The organism is Alloprevotella sp. Lung230 (assembly GCF_014385435.1).
In the GTDB taxonomy this organism is placed as follows: domain Bacteria; phylum Bacteroidota; class Bacteroidia; order Bacteroidales; family Bacteroidaceae; genus Alloprevotella.
In genome coordinates, this window is sequence record NZ_JACSUD010000012.1 from 1 (window position 1) to 19139 (window position 19139).

General features: G+C 54.1%; 13 protein-coding genes and 1 tRNA gene. 11 read left to right on the top strand and 3 right to left on the bottom strand.

The window, feature by feature from the left end:
* Positions 1 to 291: 291 nt before the first annotated feature.
* Positions 292 to 364 (bottom strand) — tRNA-Lys (locus H8527_RS07145).
* A 263-nt stretch (positions 365 to 627) separates the two neighbouring features.
* Between H8527_RS07145 and H8527_RS07150 the strand changes: the two genes are divergently transcribed.
* The 11 genes from H8527_RS07150 (at position 628) to H8527_RS07200 (ending at position 15985) form a co-directional block, all read left to right on the top strand.
* Positions 628 to 1236 carry a hypothetical protein gene (locus tag H8527_RS07150; protein ID WP_187546881.1) on the top strand — a complete coding sequence of 203 codons (609 nt, stop codon included), beginning with the start codon at positions 628 to 630 and terminating at the stop codon, positions 1234 to 1236.
* A 237-nt stretch (positions 1237 to 1473) separates the two neighbouring features.
* On the top strand, positions 1474 to 2814 hold the full coding sequence (locus tag H8527_RS07155; protein WP_187546883.1) for a DUF4105 domain-containing protein: 1341 nt from the start codon (positions 1474 to 1476) through the stop codon (positions 2812 to 2814).
* A 27-nt stretch (positions 2815 to 2841) separates the two neighbouring features.
* Positions 2842 to 4437, top strand: a complete 1596-nt coding sequence (locus H8527_RS07160) for an alkaline phosphatase family protein (RefSeq protein WP_187546886.1) — start codon at positions 2842 to 2844, stop codon at positions 4435 to 4437.
* A gap of 81 nt (positions 4438 to 4518) precedes the next feature.
* Positions 4519 to 7908 (top strand): preprotein translocase subunit SecA, encoded by a 3390-nt coding sequence (gene secA / locus H8527_RS07165; RefSeq protein WP_187546888.1) that lies wholly within the window; start codon positions 4519 to 4521, stop codon positions 7906 to 7908.
* Positions 7909 to 8105: 197 nt separating this feature from the next.
* Complete coding sequence (serC, locus tag H8527_RS07170; RefSeq protein WP_187546890.1) at positions 8106 to 9179, top strand: 3-phosphoserine/phosphohydroxythreonine transaminase; 1074 nt, start codon at positions 8106 to 8108, stop codon at positions 9177 to 9179.
* Positions 9180 to 9383: 204 nt separating this feature from the next.
* Entirely contained in the window at positions 9384 to 10304 is a 921-nt protein-coding gene (locus tag H8527_RS07175) for an NAD(P)-dependent oxidoreductase (RefSeq protein WP_187546892.1), read from the top strand.
* 26 nt (positions 10305 to 10330) lie between these two features.
* Positions 10331 to 11578, top strand: coding sequence for a DUF1015 domain-containing protein (locus H8527_RS07180; RefSeq protein ID WP_187546894.1), 1248 nt, complete (start codon positions 10331 to 10333; stop codon positions 11576 to 11578).
* A 354-nt stretch (positions 11579 to 11932) separates the two neighbouring features.
* The gene (locus tag H8527_RS07185) at positions 11933 to 13309 is read left to right on the top strand and encodes a FimB/Mfa2 family fimbrial subunit (protein WP_187546895.1); all 1377 of its coding nucleotides are present in this window, start codon (positions 11933 to 11935) and stop codon (positions 13307 to 13309) included.
* Between the two features lie 31 nt (positions 13310 to 13340).
* Positions 13341 to 13733, top strand: coding sequence for a rhodanese-like domain-containing protein (locus H8527_RS07190; protein WP_187546897.1), 393 nt, complete (start codon positions 13341 to 13343; stop codon positions 13731 to 13733).
* Positions 13734 to 14033: 300 nt separating this feature from the next.
* A complete protein-coding gene (locus H8527_RS07195) occupies positions 14034 to 15059 on the top strand; it encodes an aminodeoxychorismate synthase component I (RefSeq protein ID WP_187546899.1) in 1026 nt (341 codons plus the stop codon).
* A gap of 248 nt (positions 15060 to 15307) precedes the next feature.
* Entirely contained in the window at positions 15308 to 15985 is a 678-nt protein-coding gene (locus H8527_RS07200; RefSeq protein ID WP_222935129.1) for an aminotransferase class IV, read from the top strand.
* A gap of 192 nt (positions 15986 to 16177) precedes the next feature.
* Here H8527_RS07200 and H8527_RS07205 read toward each other — a convergent pair whose 3' ends face one another.
* Complete coding sequence (locus H8527_RS07205; RefSeq protein ID WP_187546904.1) at positions 16178 to 17692, bottom strand: glutamine synthetase family protein; 1515 nt, start codon at positions 17690 to 17692, stop codon at positions 16178 to 16180.
* 288 nt (positions 17693 to 17980) lie between these two features.
* Positions 17981 to 18700 carry a DUF4369 domain-containing protein gene (locus tag H8527_RS07210; protein ID WP_187546906.1) on the bottom strand — a complete coding sequence of 240 codons (720 nt, stop codon included), beginning with the start codon at positions 18698 to 18700 and terminating at the stop codon, positions 17981 to 17983.
* Positions 18701 to 19139: the final 439 nt, after the last annotated feature.

The following is a 19139-nucleotide window of genomic DNA, read 5'->3' on the forward strand; positions in this document are numbered from 1 at the left end:
AAGAGAGCCTGAGTTCAGAAAAGAACACAGGCTCTCTTTTTTTGCGTTATAGTTTGACTAATCAGACCATCAACTAATCAACAGTGGGTAGTGTGCAGTGCGGGAAAATCCCCCGATTTAGGTATTGTCGAAGTGGCGGGAAAGCGCTACCTTTGCTTAAGAATACGAGAGGAAAAGTCTCTCCAAAAACTAAATTGTTTGACTAATCAATCTACTAATCAACCAATCTCCGATAAACGATTTCAAAACCGAAAAAAGAGGTTATATCTTTCGATACAACCTCTTTTTAAGTGATCCGTTTGGGACTCGAACCCAAGACCCATACATTAAAAGTGTATTGCTCTACCAGCTGAGCTAACGGATCAAAGCAAACAATGTGCAGATGCGCATTTACGATGAAACTGATTTACCAGTATCTTGCTGTTTGCGAGTGCAAAAGTAGGCATTTATTTTGAAATGACCAAGTAATCTCTGAGAAAAATGATAGAAGTCTATAAATAGGCCGGTCTCGGTTGGATAGATTTCATCTTAAAAGGATAAAGTAATAAAAAAGACAAACTTTTTCCTCATGTGAAAAAGAATTAGTACCTTTGCTCCCATAAAGAATAATTTAATTCGTCACAAGATATGAAACTTAAGAATTACTCCCTACTCATGGGCCTCTTGATGCCGCTGGGCGTCTGGGCACAGACAGAGCGTGTTGGTGTAAATACAAATTCTCCAACCGAGGACTTGGATGTGAAAGGGACAGCTCGTATCCAGAATCTTCCCAAAAGAGATGAAGGGGTGACGACCAATACCAGCGGTGACTACGATGCCGGTAAAACGACTAAATTCTTGCCTAATAAAGTTGTTGTCGCCAATGCACAAGGTGTTCTGGGAGCGATGAATGCGGCATGGCCGTTATTTTTCTACATGCCCAGCGTTGTGCTTCCCACAGATACCAGCGACCCACGATGGAATGGCACGACTTTTACTATCGACCTGCACAAGTTGTATAGTGAGCAGTTTGCTCCCGGCTTAGCGCTGACTCCCGGTCCTACTGCTTCCAGCCCCTCAGCCGGTGCTCTTCCTGTGGAAAGCAAAACTTCTTTGGGCTATTTCATTACCTACTATGACAAGAATGTCTTTACCAATGTTCAAGTAAATGACTATGGCATTTTGTCCTATGGTCTTGTTTCGACTCCTAATGTTACCGAGAATACTTACATGAACATCATTTTTAAGAGAAAGTAGTCATTCTTGATTAACAAGTCGGATATCCTCATTTGTCCCTGCTGTAAGAACAACTCTGACGGCAGGGACTTTTGCATCCCTCTGTTTCGGAGTATGATATGGGGTGCAGAGGGGAGGCTTATCGAGCAGTGGCGATCTTTCTTCCAGAAAAAAGACCATTCTTAAAATAAAAAGCACGAAAATTTGGAGGATTAGGCAAAAGGACGTACCTTTGCTTTTGCAACAAATTTTTCGTTTATGAGAACGCCTCTGCGACTTCTTTTCTGCTTTTGGCTGTTGCCGCTCTTGGCTATGGCGCAAGTGTCTGCTCCCGTTGCACAACAACGGCCCATAGACTCGCTGCAAGTGAGTTTGCTGACGTGTGCGCCGGGTCATCAGATTTATCGCCTCTACGGGCATACTGCATTGCGTTTTCAAAAAGCCGAACGTCCCAAGGAGGACTGGACGTACAATTTCGGTTGGTTCTCTTTCGACACTCCTAACTTCGTACTGAAGTTTGTATTGGGGCTCACGGACTATTCGATGTGCCAAGAAAGCACGGCCTTGTTTCTCTCGGGACAAATTGCCGACGATATGCCCGTGACCGAGCAGGTGCTCAATCTCACCCCCAACGAGGCACGCACTTTGCAGGCAGAGCTGCAGCGCATCTTGGCAAAGCCGGGCAGTCAGCGTCGCGAATTTGCCGTGGAGAGCATTTCCGGATTTGACACGCTTGTGATGATCACCCCGGACTGGACCTACCGCTACAACTTTCTCTACGACAACTGCACCACACGTGCTGTGCAAGCCATTATCAAAGTGGTTGAAGCGCAGGGTGAGCGTGTGGTCTATCCCACGCTGAAAGGCAATGAGCAGATGCTCACCCAGCGTGAGATGATACATGAATTTACGCGCCAAAGCCCTTGGTTCGAGTTCGGCCAAGATTTGCTGCTCGGTCCGGAGGTGGACCAGAAGCACAGTGTGCAGGAGATGACGCGTTTGAACTTTCTCCCCACCTACGCACAAAACTTCTTTGCTGTGGCGAAAATTCAAGATGCACAGGGGCGTCTTCGCCCTTTGGTAAATCACACGCAACCTTTGTTCCCACTTACCCCACAGCCTAAGCGGCCGGCGCTGCCTTTTGGTCCTAATCTTGTATTGTGGAGCTGGTTGGGCTTGTGCGTGTGCCTAACCTTTGGCGAATATCGTTCGCGCCGTGCCGGAGCGCCCACGCAACGTGCTTGGCGAATTTGGGTTGGCACGTTCGACACGATTACCTTTGTGCTGATGGGGCTGGTGGGACTGTTCCTCACGCTGATGGTGGGGTGGAGCGAACATCCGGCCGTAGGGACGAATTGGTTGCTTTGCCTTTTCAATCCCCTCTTGCTCCTCTATATGGTGTCCTATTGGTGGCATCGTCGCAGAGGACGTCGCGATGTCCTCGCTCCTTGGCTTGCAGTAGGTGCCATCATCTATTTTACGGTCAAAATCGTAGGTGTACAAGTTTTTCCCACAGCGACCGATGCCTTGGCATGGATATTGCTTGTTAGAGGGCTCTTCCTCTTTCTGCGACCCGGATTTATTTCCGCTTCTGAGTAGTAACTACCTTTCTCCTCTGTGCACGATATGCAAAAAAATCACTTGCTTTTCTCGCTCTTAACCTTGCTCTCGCTCTTGACTTCTACCGAAGTTAAGGGCGAAGGGAGTGTTGTGAGCCAGAGACCGCAAGGGATGCCTCGACTGGTCGTGAACATTATGGTTGACCAGTTGCAATCGGACTATTTGGAAGCCTTCTCTCCCCTTTACGGCAGCGATGGTCTGCAGTTGCTTCTCCAAAAGGGGCGTGTCTACTTGCAGGCTGACTACCCCTTTGTTGCGCGTGACGAGGCTTCTGCCGCTGCGACAGTGGCGACCGGAGCCACTCCGAGCGAACATGGTGTCGTGGCGTTGCAATGGCTTAATCGAGACATCTGGCGTCCTCAACGCGCTGTGGACGACCGCAGCGTCAAGGGACTGTACACTGCCGAAGGCTGTTCGCCCCGACAGCTCGAAGTGAGCACAGTGGCCGATGAACTGAAAGTGAGCACCGGTGGCCGAGCATGGGTGGTGAGCATCGCCCCCGATTCGGAAAGTGCCATCTTCCAAGCTGGTCATGCTGCCGACCAGGTGGTGTGGATAGACGATAATACCGGAAATTGGGCCTCTTCCTCTTATTATGGAGAGTTCCCCAAATGGGCCGATTACCGCAATGTCTATCAGAATTTAGACTATCGTCTCCAGTCTCTGCACTGGCAACCACTTGTGCCGCGTGCCCCCTTTTATTGGACGACCTCCCAGCGCACTTCTACTTTTGCCCACAAGCTGAAAGGCCCCTCGCGCTTTGCGGCTTTCAAAAGTTCAGCCCTCGTCAATAGTGAGATTGCCGCGGCTGTGGGTAGTGCTTTGCAAGGTACCTATTTGGGAAGCGATGATATTCCCGACTATCTGGCCATTACCCTCTATGCCGGTCCTTTCAGTGGGAAAAGCTCCTTGACGGGGACGGCCGAACTACAAGACACCTATGCACGATTGGATCGTGCAGTGGCTGAGATTATCGCCGGTGTCCACAAGAAGGTGGGAGAGGGCAATGCCTTGTTTACCCTCACTTCTACGGGCTACTGCGCGGAAAATGAAGAAGAGGAACGTGCCAAATATCGCCTGCCCATCGGACAATTGGACATGCGGCGCACGGTCAATCTCCTCGGGATGTATCTTGTGGCGCTCTACGGCCAAGGCAACTACATTGCAGCCACGATGGGCAACCAGATTTACCTCAATCATCGGTTGCTCGATGAACGCCAAATCAATGTCCCCGAACTGCAAACTCGCGTGCAAGAATTTTTGCAGGGTTTGATAGGAGTGAAAGAAGTGGTGAGCGCCCATCGATTGCAGAATGGAGCCTGGTCGCCCGAAATGGAGCGTGCCCAAAAGAACTTCTATGCTCAGCGTTCGGGCGATTTCATCCTCCGCCTCCGTCCGGGATGGCACGTGGTGAATGCCGACTATCCAGGGCATCCGTCATCACAAATGGCCTTTGTGCGTTTCCCTATTTTCCTTTACGGTACAGGCGTTGTCCCGCAGAAAGTGGAAACCCCAGTCACCATAGACCGCATTGCGCCCACGCTATCCAAGGCTTTGCGCATCAGAGCCCCCAGTGCTTGTCGACAACTTCCCCTATTTTGAGGTGAGGCAGAGGATGGCCTCCTCACCTCTCACTTTTCAACAAGCATTTACACACTCCCACAACAAGAAAACAAACATCAAATGGATATCAATAAACTCCTCTCTAAAATCTTTGGTAGTAAGGCTACGCGCGACATGAAGGAAATTCAGCCGTGGGTGGAAAAAATCAAGGCCGTGACGCCTCAGATTCAAGCGCTCGACAATGATGCACTGCGTGCCAAGACCCGCGAGTTGCAACAGAAAGTTCAAGGTTCTGCCGATGACCTTAATGGCCAAATCGCTGAAATCAAAAATAAGATTGAAGACACTCCCATTGAGGATCGTGAACCCCTCTTTACGCAGATTGACAAACTGGAAAAGGAGGTGCTCGAACGCATGGATGTAGCACTCGAAGAGGCGTTGCCCGAAACCTTTGCCATCGTCAAAGAGACTGCGCGTCGTTTTACCGAAAATGAAACACTGATGGTCACTGCCACCGACTACGACCGCGAACTGGCCGTGACGCGTGATTTTGTGGAAATGGCAGAGGATGGTGTGCACGCCATCTACCACAACCACTGGCTTGCCGGTGGCAACGACCTGAAGTGGGAGATGGTGCACTATGACGTGCAACTCTTTGGTGGTGTCGTCCTCGCCCAAGGTAAAATCGCAGAAATGGCCACGGGTGAAGGTAAAACCCTCGTTGCCACCTGCCCCGTGTTCTTGCGCGCCCTCTCCGGACGCGGTGTGCACGTTGTCACGGTCAATGACTATTTGGCCAAACGCGACTCCGAATGGATGGGACCGCTCTATCAGTTCCACGGATTGAGCGTCGACTGTATCGACAAGCACCAGCCCAACAGCGAAGCCCGCCGTCGTGCTTACAACGCTGATATCACTTTCGGAACGAACAACGAATTTGGCTTTGACTACCTGCGCGACAACATGGCCATGAAGCCCTCCGACCTCGTGCAGCGCAAGCACTATTATGCCATTGTCGATGAAGTAGACTCTGTGCTCATCGATGATGCTCGCACACCGCTCATCATCTCCGGCCCTGTGGAAAAAGGCGAAGACCAGATGTACGAGCAGTATCAGCCCCTCGTGGAGCAACTCGTGGCGGTGCAACGTAAATATGCCACCGAACAACTCACCGAAGCTAAGCGTCTCATCCCGAGCGACAACAAGGAAGAACGCGAAAAGGGATATTTGGCCCTCTATCGCTCTCACAAAGCCCTCCCCAAGAACGGACCGCTCATCAAGTATCTCTCCGAGCCGGGCATCAAGGCCGGTATGTTGAAGACCGAGGAGATTTACATGGAAAACAACAACCGCCGTATGCCCGAGGCGGTGGAACCTCTTTATTTCGTGGTCGATGAGAAGCAACGGTCGTGCGACCTCACCGACAAGGGAACGGCCTGGCTGGCCAAGCAGGTGCAAAACGATGACCTTTTCGTGCTGCCCGACATTGCCGGCCAGTTGTCCGACCTCGAAGCACAAAATCTGCCCAATGAAGAGCGTGTGGCCAAAAAGGACGAACTGCTCTCCGAATACGCCATCAAGTCCGATCGCGTACACACTTTGCAGCAGTTGCTCAAAGCCTATTCGATGTTTACCCTCAATGACGATTATGTCATCCAAGATGGCCAGGTGAAGATTGTCGATGAATCAACAGGACGCATCATGGAAGGCCGTCGTTGGAGCGATGGCCTGCACCAAGCCGTAGAAGCGAAGGAGCATGTGAAGGTGGAAGCAGCTACGCAAACTTTTGCCACTATCACCCTTCAGAACTACTTCCGCATGTACCATAAGTTGGCGGGTATGACCGGTACGGCCATTACTGAAGCCGGTGAGTTCTGGAACATCTACAAACTCGATGTGGTGGAAATTCCCACCAACCGCCCCATCCTGCGCAACGACATGAACGACCGCGTCTACAAGACACAGCGCGAAAAGTACAACGCTGTGATTGACGAGGTGGAACGTATGCGCAATGCCGGTCGGCCGGTGCTGGTGGGTACCAGTTCGGTGGACATCTCCGAATTGCTCAGCCGTCTGCTCAACCTCCGCCACATCCCTCACCAAGTGCTCAACGCCAAGTTGCACCAAAAGGAAGCCGAGATTGTGGCTTTGGCCGGTCAAAGCACGCCCGGCACCATCGTAGAAGTCGATGAGAATGGCAACAAAACCGAGCGCGAAGGATTGCTGGGTGCTGTGACCATCGCCACCAATATGGCCGGCCGTGGTACAGACATCAAACTCTCCGAAGAAGTGCGTGCCGCCGGTGGTTTGGCCATCATCGGCACGGAACGCCACGACAGCCGCCGTGTCGACCGCCAGTTGCGTGGTCGTGCCGGTCGTCAAGGCGATGTGGGCAGCTCCGTGTTCTACGTCTCTCTGGAAGACAAACTCATGCGTCTTTTTGCTTCCGAACGCATTGCCTCCATCATGGATAAGCTCGGCTTTAAGGAAGGCGAAATGATTGAGTCGTCGATGATCAGCAAGAGCATTGAGCGCGCACAGAAGAAGGTCGAGGAAAACAACTTCGGCACTCGTAAGCACCTCTTGGAGTATGACGATGTGATGAACAAGCAGCGCACGGTCATCTACGAGAAGCGCCGCCACGCCTTGATGGGCGAACGCATCGGTATGGACATCTCCAACATGGTGTGGGATCGGGTCATCGACATCATCGACCGCTGCGACTATCCCGGCTGTGTGGACCGCTTCATCGAAATCTTTGCCATGCAGGTGCCTTTCACCGAGGAAGAGTACAATTCCATGAAGCGCGACGATCTCTACGAAAAAGCCTTTGAGGCCGCGATGGAAGCCTTCAACCGCAAAATGGAAACGCTGCGTGGTGTGGCCATCCCCGTCATCAAAGAGGTCTACGAAAACCAAGCCGATCAGTTCGACAACATCCTCGTGCCCATCACCGATGGACGTTTGGTCTACAACATCCGCGTCAACCTCAAAGAGGCTTACGAAACAGACTGCAAGAACGTTGTGAGGGAGTTCGAGAAATCCATTCTGCTCCACAACATCGACGACTCTTGGAAAGAAAATCTCCGCCTCCTCGACGAACTCAAACACTCCGTGCGCAACGTTTCCTACGAACAGAAAGATCCCCTCGTGGTGTTCAAGATTGAAAGTGTGAAGCTCTTCGACGATATGGTGAACGACATCAACGACAACTCCGTCTCTACGCTGATGCGTGCCCGCATCCCCGTGGCCGGACCGGAGGAAGTGCAAGAAGCCGCTCCCGAACAACCCGAAACCGGAAAGCGATACACCGAAACTAAGCAGGATGTGGATGCTGCCGGTGATGTCGTGGAGGACGACCCCAACATGATGGCGGCTGCAGCCCAAGACACTCGTGCGCAACAGCCCCAGCAGCCCATTGTGAAGGACAAGCTCCCTGGCCGTAATGAGCCCTGCCCTTGCGGCTCTGGCAAGAAGTTTAAGAACTGTCACGGTCGCGGACTGGTCTAACGGCCGCTCTCTTGACACATCCTTCCACATGATAGAACCATTGCTATGAACCGAAACACAGCATGAATGCCCATAAAGGTCTTGGACTACATCTCTCCAATGTAGCCCAAGGCCTTTTGAGCTTTCGTTCCCCCTCTTTTTCTCAGATAAAAAACACAACTCCCTTTTATTATTAACCTCACAAACCTCTCTCTATTATGAAAAAGTTCAATTTCGGAGCAGGCCCTTCCATCCTGCCACAAGAAGTCATTAAGGCCACTGCCGAAGCATGCCTTGAATTTGACAACATGGGGCTTTCCTTGATGGAAATCAGCCACCGCACGAAAAATTTCCAAGCCGTCATCGACGAAGCCATTGCCCTTGTCAAAGAACTCTTGAAGGTGCCCGAAGGCTACAGCGTCCTCTTCCTCGGTGGTGGAGCTTCCACGCAATTTTGCTACGTCCCCTTCAACCTTTTGGAGAAGAAAGCCGCCTATTTGAACACCGGTGTTTGGGCACGTAAGGCCGTGAAAGAGGCCAAGCTCTTTGGCGAAGTGGTAGAAGTAGCCTCCGGTGCAGCAGCCAACTACACTTATATCCCCAAAAACTACCAAATCCCAGCCGATGCCGACTACTTCCACATCACGACCAACAACACCATCTATGGCACGGAGTTGCACGAAGACATCGATAGTCCTGTACCCGTGGTGGCCGACATGTCGAGCGACATCTTCTCTCGAGTGATAGACGTGAAGAAGTATGGCCTCATCTATGGCGGTGCGCAGAAAAATCTGTCTATGGCCGGCGTTACTTTCGTCATTGTCCGCGACGACCTACTCGGAAAAGTTTCGCGCCCCCTTCCCACAATGATCGACTATCGCACGCACATCAGCAAAGGCAGTATGTTTAACACGCCGCCTGTTGTGCCCATCTTCACCTGCCTTCAGACCCTACGTTGGATTAAGTCACAGGGAGGTGTGCCGGCCATGGAAAAACTGGCCAAAGAGCGCGCCGAACTGCTGTACAACGAAATCGACCGCAACCCCTTCTTCCGTGGCACTGTGACCCACAAGGAGGACCGCAGTTTCATGAACATCTGCTTCGTCATGGCCGATGACAAGAAAGAACTTGAAGACGAATTTCGTGAGTTTGCCACTGCCCGTGGCATGCATGGCATCAAGGGACACCGCGATGTGGGCGGCTTCCGCGCATCGACCTACAACGCCATGCCCATCGAAGGTGTGAAAGCCTTGGTGGAAACCATGCAAGAGTTTGAACGCCTGCATTCCTAAAAAAAACGGCACAATCTGATGCGATGCCCACACCATCTTCAGCCTCGGAGCGCCCCTGCTCACTGCATGCTGCACGTTCTATGCTGAAAGTGGAGTGGGGCATCTGCATCGCTCATCTATTTTCTTTAAGTAGAGAACATTCTACAAGTAAAATAGTTACGATTAATTTTTGAAGATCTACTTACTATCAAAACACCCCCTGTTATGAAAATCCTCGTTGCCACAGAAAAACCTTTTGCCAAAGTTGCCGTCGAAGGTATTCGTCAAATCATAGAAAGCGCAGGCCATGAACTGGTGACGCTCGAAAGCTACACCGACAAGGCACAGCTCCTTGCAGCCGTGGCCGATGTCCATGCGCTCATCATCCGTAGCGACCTCATTGATGCCGAGGTGATGACAGCAGCCCCACAACTGAAAATCATTGTGCGCGCCGGCGCCGGCTACGACAATGTCGATCTTGCCACGGCCACTGCGCGCAACATCGTTGTGATGAACACACCCGGCCAGAACTCCAATGCTGTTGCCGAACTTGTGTTTGGCATGCTCATCTTCAACGCCCGTCATCACTTCAACGGCAAGTCGGGCAGCGAACTCAAAGGCAAAACCCTCGGTATTGTGGCCTATGGTCAAGTGGGCCGCAACGTGACGCGCATTGCCAAAGGGATGGAGATGGAAGTCCATGCTTACGATTTCTTCGACCTTGCCGAACGCATGAAAGCCGATGGAGTGACGAAAGAAGACAGCATCAAAGCTATCTTCGAAAAGTGCGACATCGTCTCGCTCCACCTCCCTGCCACGGCCGACACGAAACAGTCCATCAACCGCGCCTTGGTGGGCTTGATGAAGCCGAAGGCGGTGCTCATCAACACCGCGCGCAAGGAAATCATCAATGAGACCGAACTCCTCGCTCTCCTCCTGACGGAGCGTCCCGACCTCACCTATCTCACCGACATCCGTCCCGACCTCCACAACGAGTATGCCGAAGCCTTGGGCGAACGCTATTTCGCCACGCCTAAGAAGATGGGTGCACAGACCGCCGAGGCCAATATCAATGCCGGTCTGGCGGCAGCCCGCCAAATCTGCAGTTTCTTTGCCGACGGATGCACGAAATTCCAAGTCAACTAACCTCCACCTTTTTTTACGATACTATTATGCCACGCATCAAACCTTTCCGCGGCATTCGTCCGCCGCAACATCTCGTTGCCCAGGTGGCTTCCCGCCCTTACGATGTGCTCAACTCCGAAGAGGCGCGCCTCGAAGCCGGCGACAACGAGAAGTCGCTCTATCATATCATCAAACCTGAAATCAACTTCCCCCCCGGCACCGACGAACACGATGAGCGTGTTTATGATGCCGCACGTGCCCAACTGGATCATTTCATCGAACAAGGTTGGTTGGTGCAGGATGAGGAGGAACATTATTACCTTTACGCCCAGACCATGGATGGGCACACCCAATATGGATTTGTGGTGTGTGCCCATATCGACGACTATACCAAGGGCATCATCAAAAAGCACGAACTCACGCGCCGTGCGAAGGAAGACGACCGCATGCGCCACATCAACACCACCAATGCCCACATCGGCTCGGCCTTTCTGGCTTTCCGCCACAATGCCACTCTCCTGGCACTCATCGACAAGGTAGCCAAGACAAAGCCCGAATACGACTTTGTCGCTCCCGAAGATGGATTTCGCCACACGTTGTGGGTCATTAATGATGCCACCGACTTAGACACCATCACCCACGAGTTCGACGAGATGGACTGCCTCTACATCGCCGACGGCCACCACCGCAGTGCCGCTGCTGCACGTGTGGGGCAGGAGCGTGCCGCGGCCAATCCCGCCAACACCGGCCGCGAGGAGTACAACTTCTATTTGGCCGTCTGCTTCCCCGCCGAGCAACTCACCATCCTCGACTACAACCGCGTGGTGACCGACCTCAACGGACTCACACCGCAAGAGTTCCTGACCGCCCTTTCGCTCAATTTTGAGGTGAAAGACCGCGGCGAAGTGCCCTATCGTCCGCAGCATCCCCACCAGTTCTCGCTCTATCTCGAAGGCCGTTGGTACAGCCTCGACGCCCATCCCGGCAGCTTCGACCCCAACGACCCCATAGGCGATCTCGATGTGGACATATCCTCTCGCCTCATCCTGCAAGACATCTTGGACATCGGCGACCTCCGCTCCTCCCAGCGCATTGACTTCGTGGGAGGACTCCGCGGCCTTGAAGAACTCAAACGTCGTGTCGACAGCGGCGAGATGAAAGCCGCCCTCGCGCTCTATCCCGTCTCCATCGAACAGGTGATGCGCATTGCCGACACCGGCAACATCATGCCGCCCAAGGCCACTTGGTTCGAACCGAAATTACGCTCCGGTGTGGTCATTCATTCGCTCGAATAGTCCTCTATCTCTGCTGCTTCCGGACGTGCACCGCGTGCGCTCGGAAGCAGCCTTTTTGCTGCCTTCCGCTGTTGTCCTGCCGGGAGGCGCAACCGAAAAAACGCCTTTTTTCTCCCATCAATCTACTGGAGAGCACGCCCTCTCCCCAAATCTTTTAAGTAGGTGTTCACAATGAATTGATACGAGAAATGTTTCCATTTTTCGTCAGATTGTCTTTGTGAAGAAGGAGTGTAGCGAGCTACACGACTGATGAACAAAGGCGAGATGGCGGAAAGGGAGAGCAAAGATGGTATCAAAGTAAAGAACATCCTACAATTAAGAGAATTACGATTAATTTTGAACACCTACTTATCGATGAAACGTCTCCTTTTGCTACTTTTCCTCAGCCTCTTCCTGATGGGCTGCCAGACCATTGAAATCCCCGACACTCCCACACCGCAGAAGCCCAAACACCCCAACGTGAGCATCGTGGCACGCTCCACCTCGCAAGAAGCGCTGTCCTATCCGCTCTCGGTCTATGCCTTTGACGAAAGCGGAAAGTGTGCGGCACAACAGACGATCGCTTCGGCCGAAGAAGCGCTGAGTCTGGCGCTCGCTCCGGGCAACTATCGGATCATTGCGCTGAGTGGACAGCAGGGCTACACCCTCTCGTCGGGCGAGGTCAGTGCCACCACGCGGCTCTCCATGACGGCCAAGGAAAACTATGCCACCGTGCCTCTCCAACGTGGCGAAGCGCTGGTGAAGGTGGGCAAGACGAAGTCGAAAGTGACGTTGATGATGAACTATGCCGTGGCCGGCGTGACCCTCGTGCTCAACCACGTCCCCTCTTCGGTCACTGCCGTTTCGGCGCGCCTCGGCGACCTCTATCGGCAGATGGATTGCAACGGCTCCTACTTCTCCACCGCAGCGGTCGACATCCCCTGCACGCAGCAGACCGACGGCACGTGGTCCACACCCACTGTCTATGTCTTCCCCGGGGCAAAGGCGGCCACCTCGGTGACCCTCTCCCTCACCGATGCCGGCCAAACGCGCGACTACAGCGCCGTGATGAATCAGCCCATTGCCGCCGCCACGCCCTACCGCTTTGAGGGCAACTACTCCGGCGAGGGCGAGTCCGGCACCATGTCGCTCACTGGCACACTCATCGCCGGTGGATGGCAGACGCAGGTGGACAAAGATTTTGCCTTCGGACCCACAGCACCGGCACAACCCACTCCCGACCCCGGCACACCAGCCGTTCCCCCGAAGTCGGGCGAAGTGACAGTGGCCTCCCTGCCCACAGCCGGTACGCTCTGGCAGGACAAGTATGTCGTCGCACTGGTGGAAAGCCCCACGACCGAAGGCGCCGACATCCTCCTCATCTCCACCGCCGACTGGGACAACCTCTATTCCGCCCTCTCGGCCAACGACCCCACGGGTGCTGCCGACATTGCCGCCTCCTACGTCGAAAACGGCCTCACCGGATGGACCATCCCCACCACGGCCGAGGCCAAAGCCTTGGCCGAAGCCTACAACGGCGCCGCCCTCAACCGTCTTAACGCCCTCATCCGCAAAGTCGGTGGGCAAAACATCGAGGTGGAGTCCGGCAACAAGCGCGTGCGCTACCTTTGCGAAAACGCCACCCACACCTACACCTTTCAATCCGACAATCGGGTGCTGGGTGCCGGAGAAAAGGTGAAAAACTATCATCTCCGTCTCGTCAAGCGCCTTCACCTCATCTTGAAGCACTAAACTTCTTTTCAATTCTCATTCCTCATACCTTATGTTCAAAACCCTTCTTTATCTCTTCCCCATGTTTCTATCCTCCCTCTTCTCGTGCCAAAGTTCGACCGACATAGAGAGCGTTTCCCCCATCGCTTTTTCTAAAATCATTGACGCCGATGCCTCCATCGTGCGCCTCGATGTGCGTACTCCTGCCGAATATGCCGAAGGCCACATCGCCGGCAGCCTTAACGTCGATGTCACCTCGCCCGACTTTGTGCAGCGCGTGCAGCAGCAAATCCCCAAGGGGAAGACCATCGCCCTCTATTGCCGCAGTGGACGGCGCAGCAAGATGGCCGCTGCTCAGCTCCTCAAACAGGGCTACAAAATCATAGAACTGGAAAGCGGCATCTTGGGCTGGATGTCCCAGCAGTTGCCTGTAAGCAAAGACTAATCTACACCCGTTGGCAGAATTAAATTAGTACCTACTTCATCCTTCCTATGGGTTTGTTGTTCATATAATTGATGTATTGCAATGCGGTCACGTACTTTCAAAATCGAAGTGCAACAAATCTTCGGAGAATTGCTTGCGTATCTCCAAGAATTTGACGAACTTTGTATACCGGTTGCACATGACGAGATCGCAGAACTTAAAGCTTGATGGCGACTAAGTCGCTGATAAGCTGTGATATGTGAAACTTTTTCCGTGTGTGCTTTACCGATTATTTAATTCCGCCAACGAGTTAATCTACTTATGTCGCTTTATGAACAATCTGCCGCCATCGCGCAGATGAACCAATGGGGGAAGGCTGCAAAGCCTTTCCTCTTTCTTGTGGACTACCGCGGGACGCAGACCCTCCTCCTTCCGCTCGATGAAATCGACCCCGACCACTTGCTCTACGACTTTTCGGGCGTGACCAATGCCGCCGGTCGGCCGCCCGAACCCCTGCCCATACCTTTGCACTGGAGCGTAGTCCCGCCCACCCCCGAAGTCTATGCCGCAGCCTTCCACACCGTGGTGCACCACCTCAAGCGCGGCGACAGTTTTCTGACCAACCTGACCTGCCGCCTGCCGCTCACCACCAATCTCTCTTTGCGCCAGATGTTCCATCACGCCTCTGCCCGCTACCGCCTTTGGTGGGACGACCGCCTGGTGTGCTTTTCGCCCGAAATCTTTGTGCAAATCTCCGAGGGAAAAATCCACTCCTTTCCGATGAAGGGTACCCTCGATGCCCACCTCCCGAACGCCCGCGCCCTCCTCTTGGACAACCCCAAAGAGGCGGCCGAACACGCCACCATCGTCGACCTCATCCGCAACGACCTCAGCACCATCGCCACCGAAGTGTACGTGGCGCGCTATCGCTACGTCGACACCATCGCCACCCACAGCGGTGCGCTTCTCCAGACGAGTTCCGAGGTGGTCGGCACGCTGCCCGAGGACTATCCCGCCCGCCTGGGCACGCTCCTCTTCCGCCTCCTGCCTGCCGGGAGCATCACGGGCGCACCCAAGCCCAAGACGATGGACATCATCGCGGCTGCCGAAACCTACGAACGCGGTTTCTACACCGGTGTGATGGGCATTTTCGACGGCCGAAATGTGGACAGCGCCGTCATGATACGCTTTGTCGACCGGCAGCCCGACGGCACACTCGCTTTCAAGGCCGGGGGCGGCATCACCTGCCAAAGCGACCTTGTGAGCGAATATGCCGAAGTGTGCCAGAAGGCTGTGCTGCCGCTGGACAAAAACTTCCCTTTCCGCCGGAAAAACTTCCACAAGTAGGTCGTAAACTATAAACCAAACCTTGAATTATATAAACCAAGCTTTGGTTTACATAAACCAAAGTTTGAATTACATAAACCAAACCTTGGTTTATAGATTATCTTTGAGAAAACGAACTTTTTCGTTCAGCCAGACGGGCAGTGCCAAAACGAAGGATGAGTTTTGAGCAATGCCGTGGCGAGAAAATGTCTGTAAAACGAACTTTTTCTCCCTTCCACACCACTTTTCTTGTGGGCTATACCACTTTTATGATGCATCTCGAAGAAATCCCTCCGGGGCAGCCACAAAGGCCAACGCCTGCGGCACACCCGCCTCAACTCCTCGAAACCCTCTGCCTGCTTCACCGTGTGCCGCAGCGGGTGGAACAGCACCGCGTCCGCATGGCCGCTGCCCTCGCGGCCATGAACGCACCCTCTCGCCGCGCCCTTTCGGCGCTTGATGGACCGCTGGTCGAATTGCTGCACGATGCCCCTCCGCCCACGGCCGATCGGGAGCGTCTGCGCCTCGTCTACGATGGGGTGGGGCACTACACCTGGACGCTCCACCCCTACACGCCGCGTCCAGTCCGCACGCTGCGTCTGCTTGCGGCCGACCATCTGGACTACGCCCACAAGTGGGCCGACCGCCGGGTGCTCGATGCCTGCTTTGCCGCCCGTGCCGGTGCCGACGATGTGCTGCTCGTGCGCCACGGACGGCTCACCGACACCACCATTGCCAACGTTGCGCTTTGGGACGGCCACCACTGGTGCACCCCGGCCGAGCCTCTGCTCCGCGGCACCCACCGCGCCCACCTTCTGGAGCGCGACCTCATCGTGGAGCGCGACCTCACGCCGGCCGACTTGGCGCGCTGCTTGCGCCTCCGCCTCTTCAACGCGATGCTGGCTTGGGGCGAAATCGATCTGCCCATCTCGGCCGTGCTGCTCTAAATCCGCCTTTTCCGCCCACCGAAGGAGGAGTGCTGCGTGGGCGAGGCTGCTGTCCTGCTTCTCTCTCGAGATCCCCCCCCCCTAAACGCCAATCGAGGACCTATCCGCAGTGGGATAGGTCCTCGATTTGTGTTGGGTGGAGCGATGTTCATCTGCTCCGCTTTTGAGTGTTGTCCTCGGGCAAGCGTGTCTTTATCCGCAGTGGAAGAAGCGCTCCACGAGTTGGGCGATTTGGTCGGGACGTCCCTCGATGTCGCGGCGGAGGGTGGCGTCGTCGAAGGCGCGAAGTTGCTGCACAATCCCCTCAATCATGGCCGGGGAGAACACACCGTGCGCTTCGAAGACACGGCGTTGGAGGAGCAGACATTCGGCCGAAGCCACGCAACTATCGGGCAACTGAGAGAGACGGGAGAGGACGCGCGCGTTTTCCTGTGCGTGGATGTTGACGTCCACGTAGGTTTGGGCGGCCACATTGAGCGCATCGGGCATCTCAAACCCGTGTCGGCACGCCACGCAGATGCCGGCGAGGAGCTGATAGACATCGGCCGACCCATCGGAGGAGCGGATTTCGACCGTCTGCTTGAGGGCGGTGTCAAACTTGAGAGTACCGGCCCCGGCTTCCAGTGGATTGGCCTTGGCACACATGTCCACATCGGCCGTCCAGCCGAGGGGCACGCGCACCAACACAGAACGGTTGCGGTCGCCCCAGCACACGTTGGTGGGGGCTTCCTGATGCGGCACGAGGCGGAAGTAGGCCGTGGGATTCTTGTTGCCGAAGGCAGTAAGGGCGGGCGCGAGATGCATCATGCCGGCAATCATACGGCGGGCATCATCGCTGATTTTACCGTGGTCGAGCATGCAGTTTCGCCCGTCCTTCATCATCCGCATGTGGATGTGGAGGCCTGAGCCCGCTTTGCCGGTGGTGATTTTTGGGGCAAAGGTGACGTCAAGCCCTTCGCGGTAGGCCTGGTTGCGGATGACCCACTTGGCGATGGTGAGTTGGTCGGCGGCGTCCTGCACACGGACGGGAAGAAATTCGATTTCGTTTTGCTCGTAGAGCCGCCCATCTTGGTGGAAACTTCCCACCTCCGAGTGCCCATACTTGATTTGGCCGCCGGTTTGGGCGATGAGGTGCATGCAGCGCGTGCGGAAATCGTTGCTTTTGGCGTAGGGGGCCGACTCGTGGTAGGCGCGTTGGTCCACGGCCGGATAGGCCGTTTCGTCGGGGCGGATGACGTAGTATTCGAGTTCGCCCATCGCTTGAAACTCCATTCCGGTGGTTGCGGTGAAAGCGCGTGCTGCCTTTTCGAGGGTATGCTCGGGCGAACTCTCCAGCGGTCGACCATCTTTGTCAAAATAAGAGCAAAGGAGGTTGAGCGTGGGAATTTCGGCAAAAGGATCGACAAAGGCGGTGCGGAAACGCGGCACGACATAGAGGTCGCTGCTGCCGGCCTGAATGAAGCTGAAGAGACTCGACCCATCTACGCGTTCGCCGCAGGAGAGGATGGTGTCGAGGTAGGCCGCATCGTTGATGACGAAATTGAGCGTCTTGAGGCGGCCATCACCTCCGGGGTAGAGAAAGTTGACCATCTGGATGTCGTGCTCCATGATGAAGCGAACGAGGTCGGCTTTGGTGAAAGCATCGGCGGGCTTGCCCAATTCGCGCACAACGAGGTTGGCATGCATGGCATAAGGGTTGGTGTTCATAGATAAAATGTTTTAAGGAGGGGTATAAGTAGGTGTTCAAAATTAAACGTAGCTATCTTAGTCGTAGGATGTTCTCTACCTTGATACTCCCATTGTTCCCCTTTTTCGCCGTCTCGCCTTTGTTCATCAGTCGTGTAGACCGCTACACTCCTTCTTCACAAAGACAATCTGACGAAAGAATGAAACAAACATAGTATCAATTCATTCTGAACGCCTACTTAAGGATAGAAAACAACGAAGAAAGGCGAGCCGAGCAAAGTTCTTTTGCTCGGCTCGCCTTTTGGGCATTTATTTGCGCACTTTCTGCTGCTTCGTCGGTGTGTAGCCCGCCAGAAACAGATAGTTGCTCACTTGGGGATTGCGCAGAAAACTGGCGGGGGCTTTCTCCACGATGCGACGCAGTTGGGCGCTCATCGTCGGAAATCCCAGCTGGTCGGCCAACTGCATGAAATAGCCCGTTCCGAGGGCATTGTTGTGGTTGTCCAGGACAAACTTCACCTCCAAATCCTCTATTTTCTGGACGATGGCATCGCGTTTAGGAGCAAACTGCGCTTCCACCTGCTCGACGGGTACACCCGAAAAGAGGAGTTTGCGGGCCTTTCTTTCCAGTTCCCAAAGTTCGCTGCTGTAGCGGAGACGGCGTTGCATAAATTCGGTCAGGCGCTCGTTGAGCGGTCCTCCGGTGACGGTCTGTCCATAGTTGTCCACCTGCATGAGAAGTTCGCCGCCTTCGATGACCACCGGCATGAGGATTTGGTCCTCCATGTAGACTTCGGCCAGTGTGATGCTGTCGGCGTTGCCGCCAAAGGAAAAACGGCCGTGGATGACAACGCAGGAGTCGAGGTTGATGGAGTGGGTGGATTGTTGGGCGTAGCTCTTGGTGCGTAGATACAATTTTTTTCCATCCAAGCAGGCCAGCGACGAATTTCCGTCGATGTTGTATTGTGAGGCGCACGAGGTGAAGGTGAGCACCAGCACGGCCAAGAAGGAAAAAAGCGATATGCGCATTGTCAGGGTCTGTGTTTCGAGGTTGTGATTGCAAATGTACGTTTTGTTTGTCGAACTTCCAAGTCTCTGGTAGGGGAAGTTGCTCAAAATAACTTTCTTTTTGCCTTGTCGGGGCAAGAATATCCCTTATTTGCGGAAATTTGCAGTTGCGGATTGCGGGTGTGGGAAGCGAGCGATGTATCCCCTCGGCGAAAATTTGGAACAGTCGGTAGAAATCACTATATTTGCAGAGTAAATTGCGTGTATCCGTACTTTTCGGTGGCTTTGCCTCTGGATGAGATGGGGAAGGAATTGGCGTGTCAAACGCTGATCTACCGCCCATATCCTCGGACCAACGCCCGCTGTTTTTCTACTTTTTCTCTCAAAATATCATCTCCCGGGGGCGGGCAGTTGTGCTGAGCAAGCCCGACCGCAGCGTCCTTTCAACCATAAGACACCA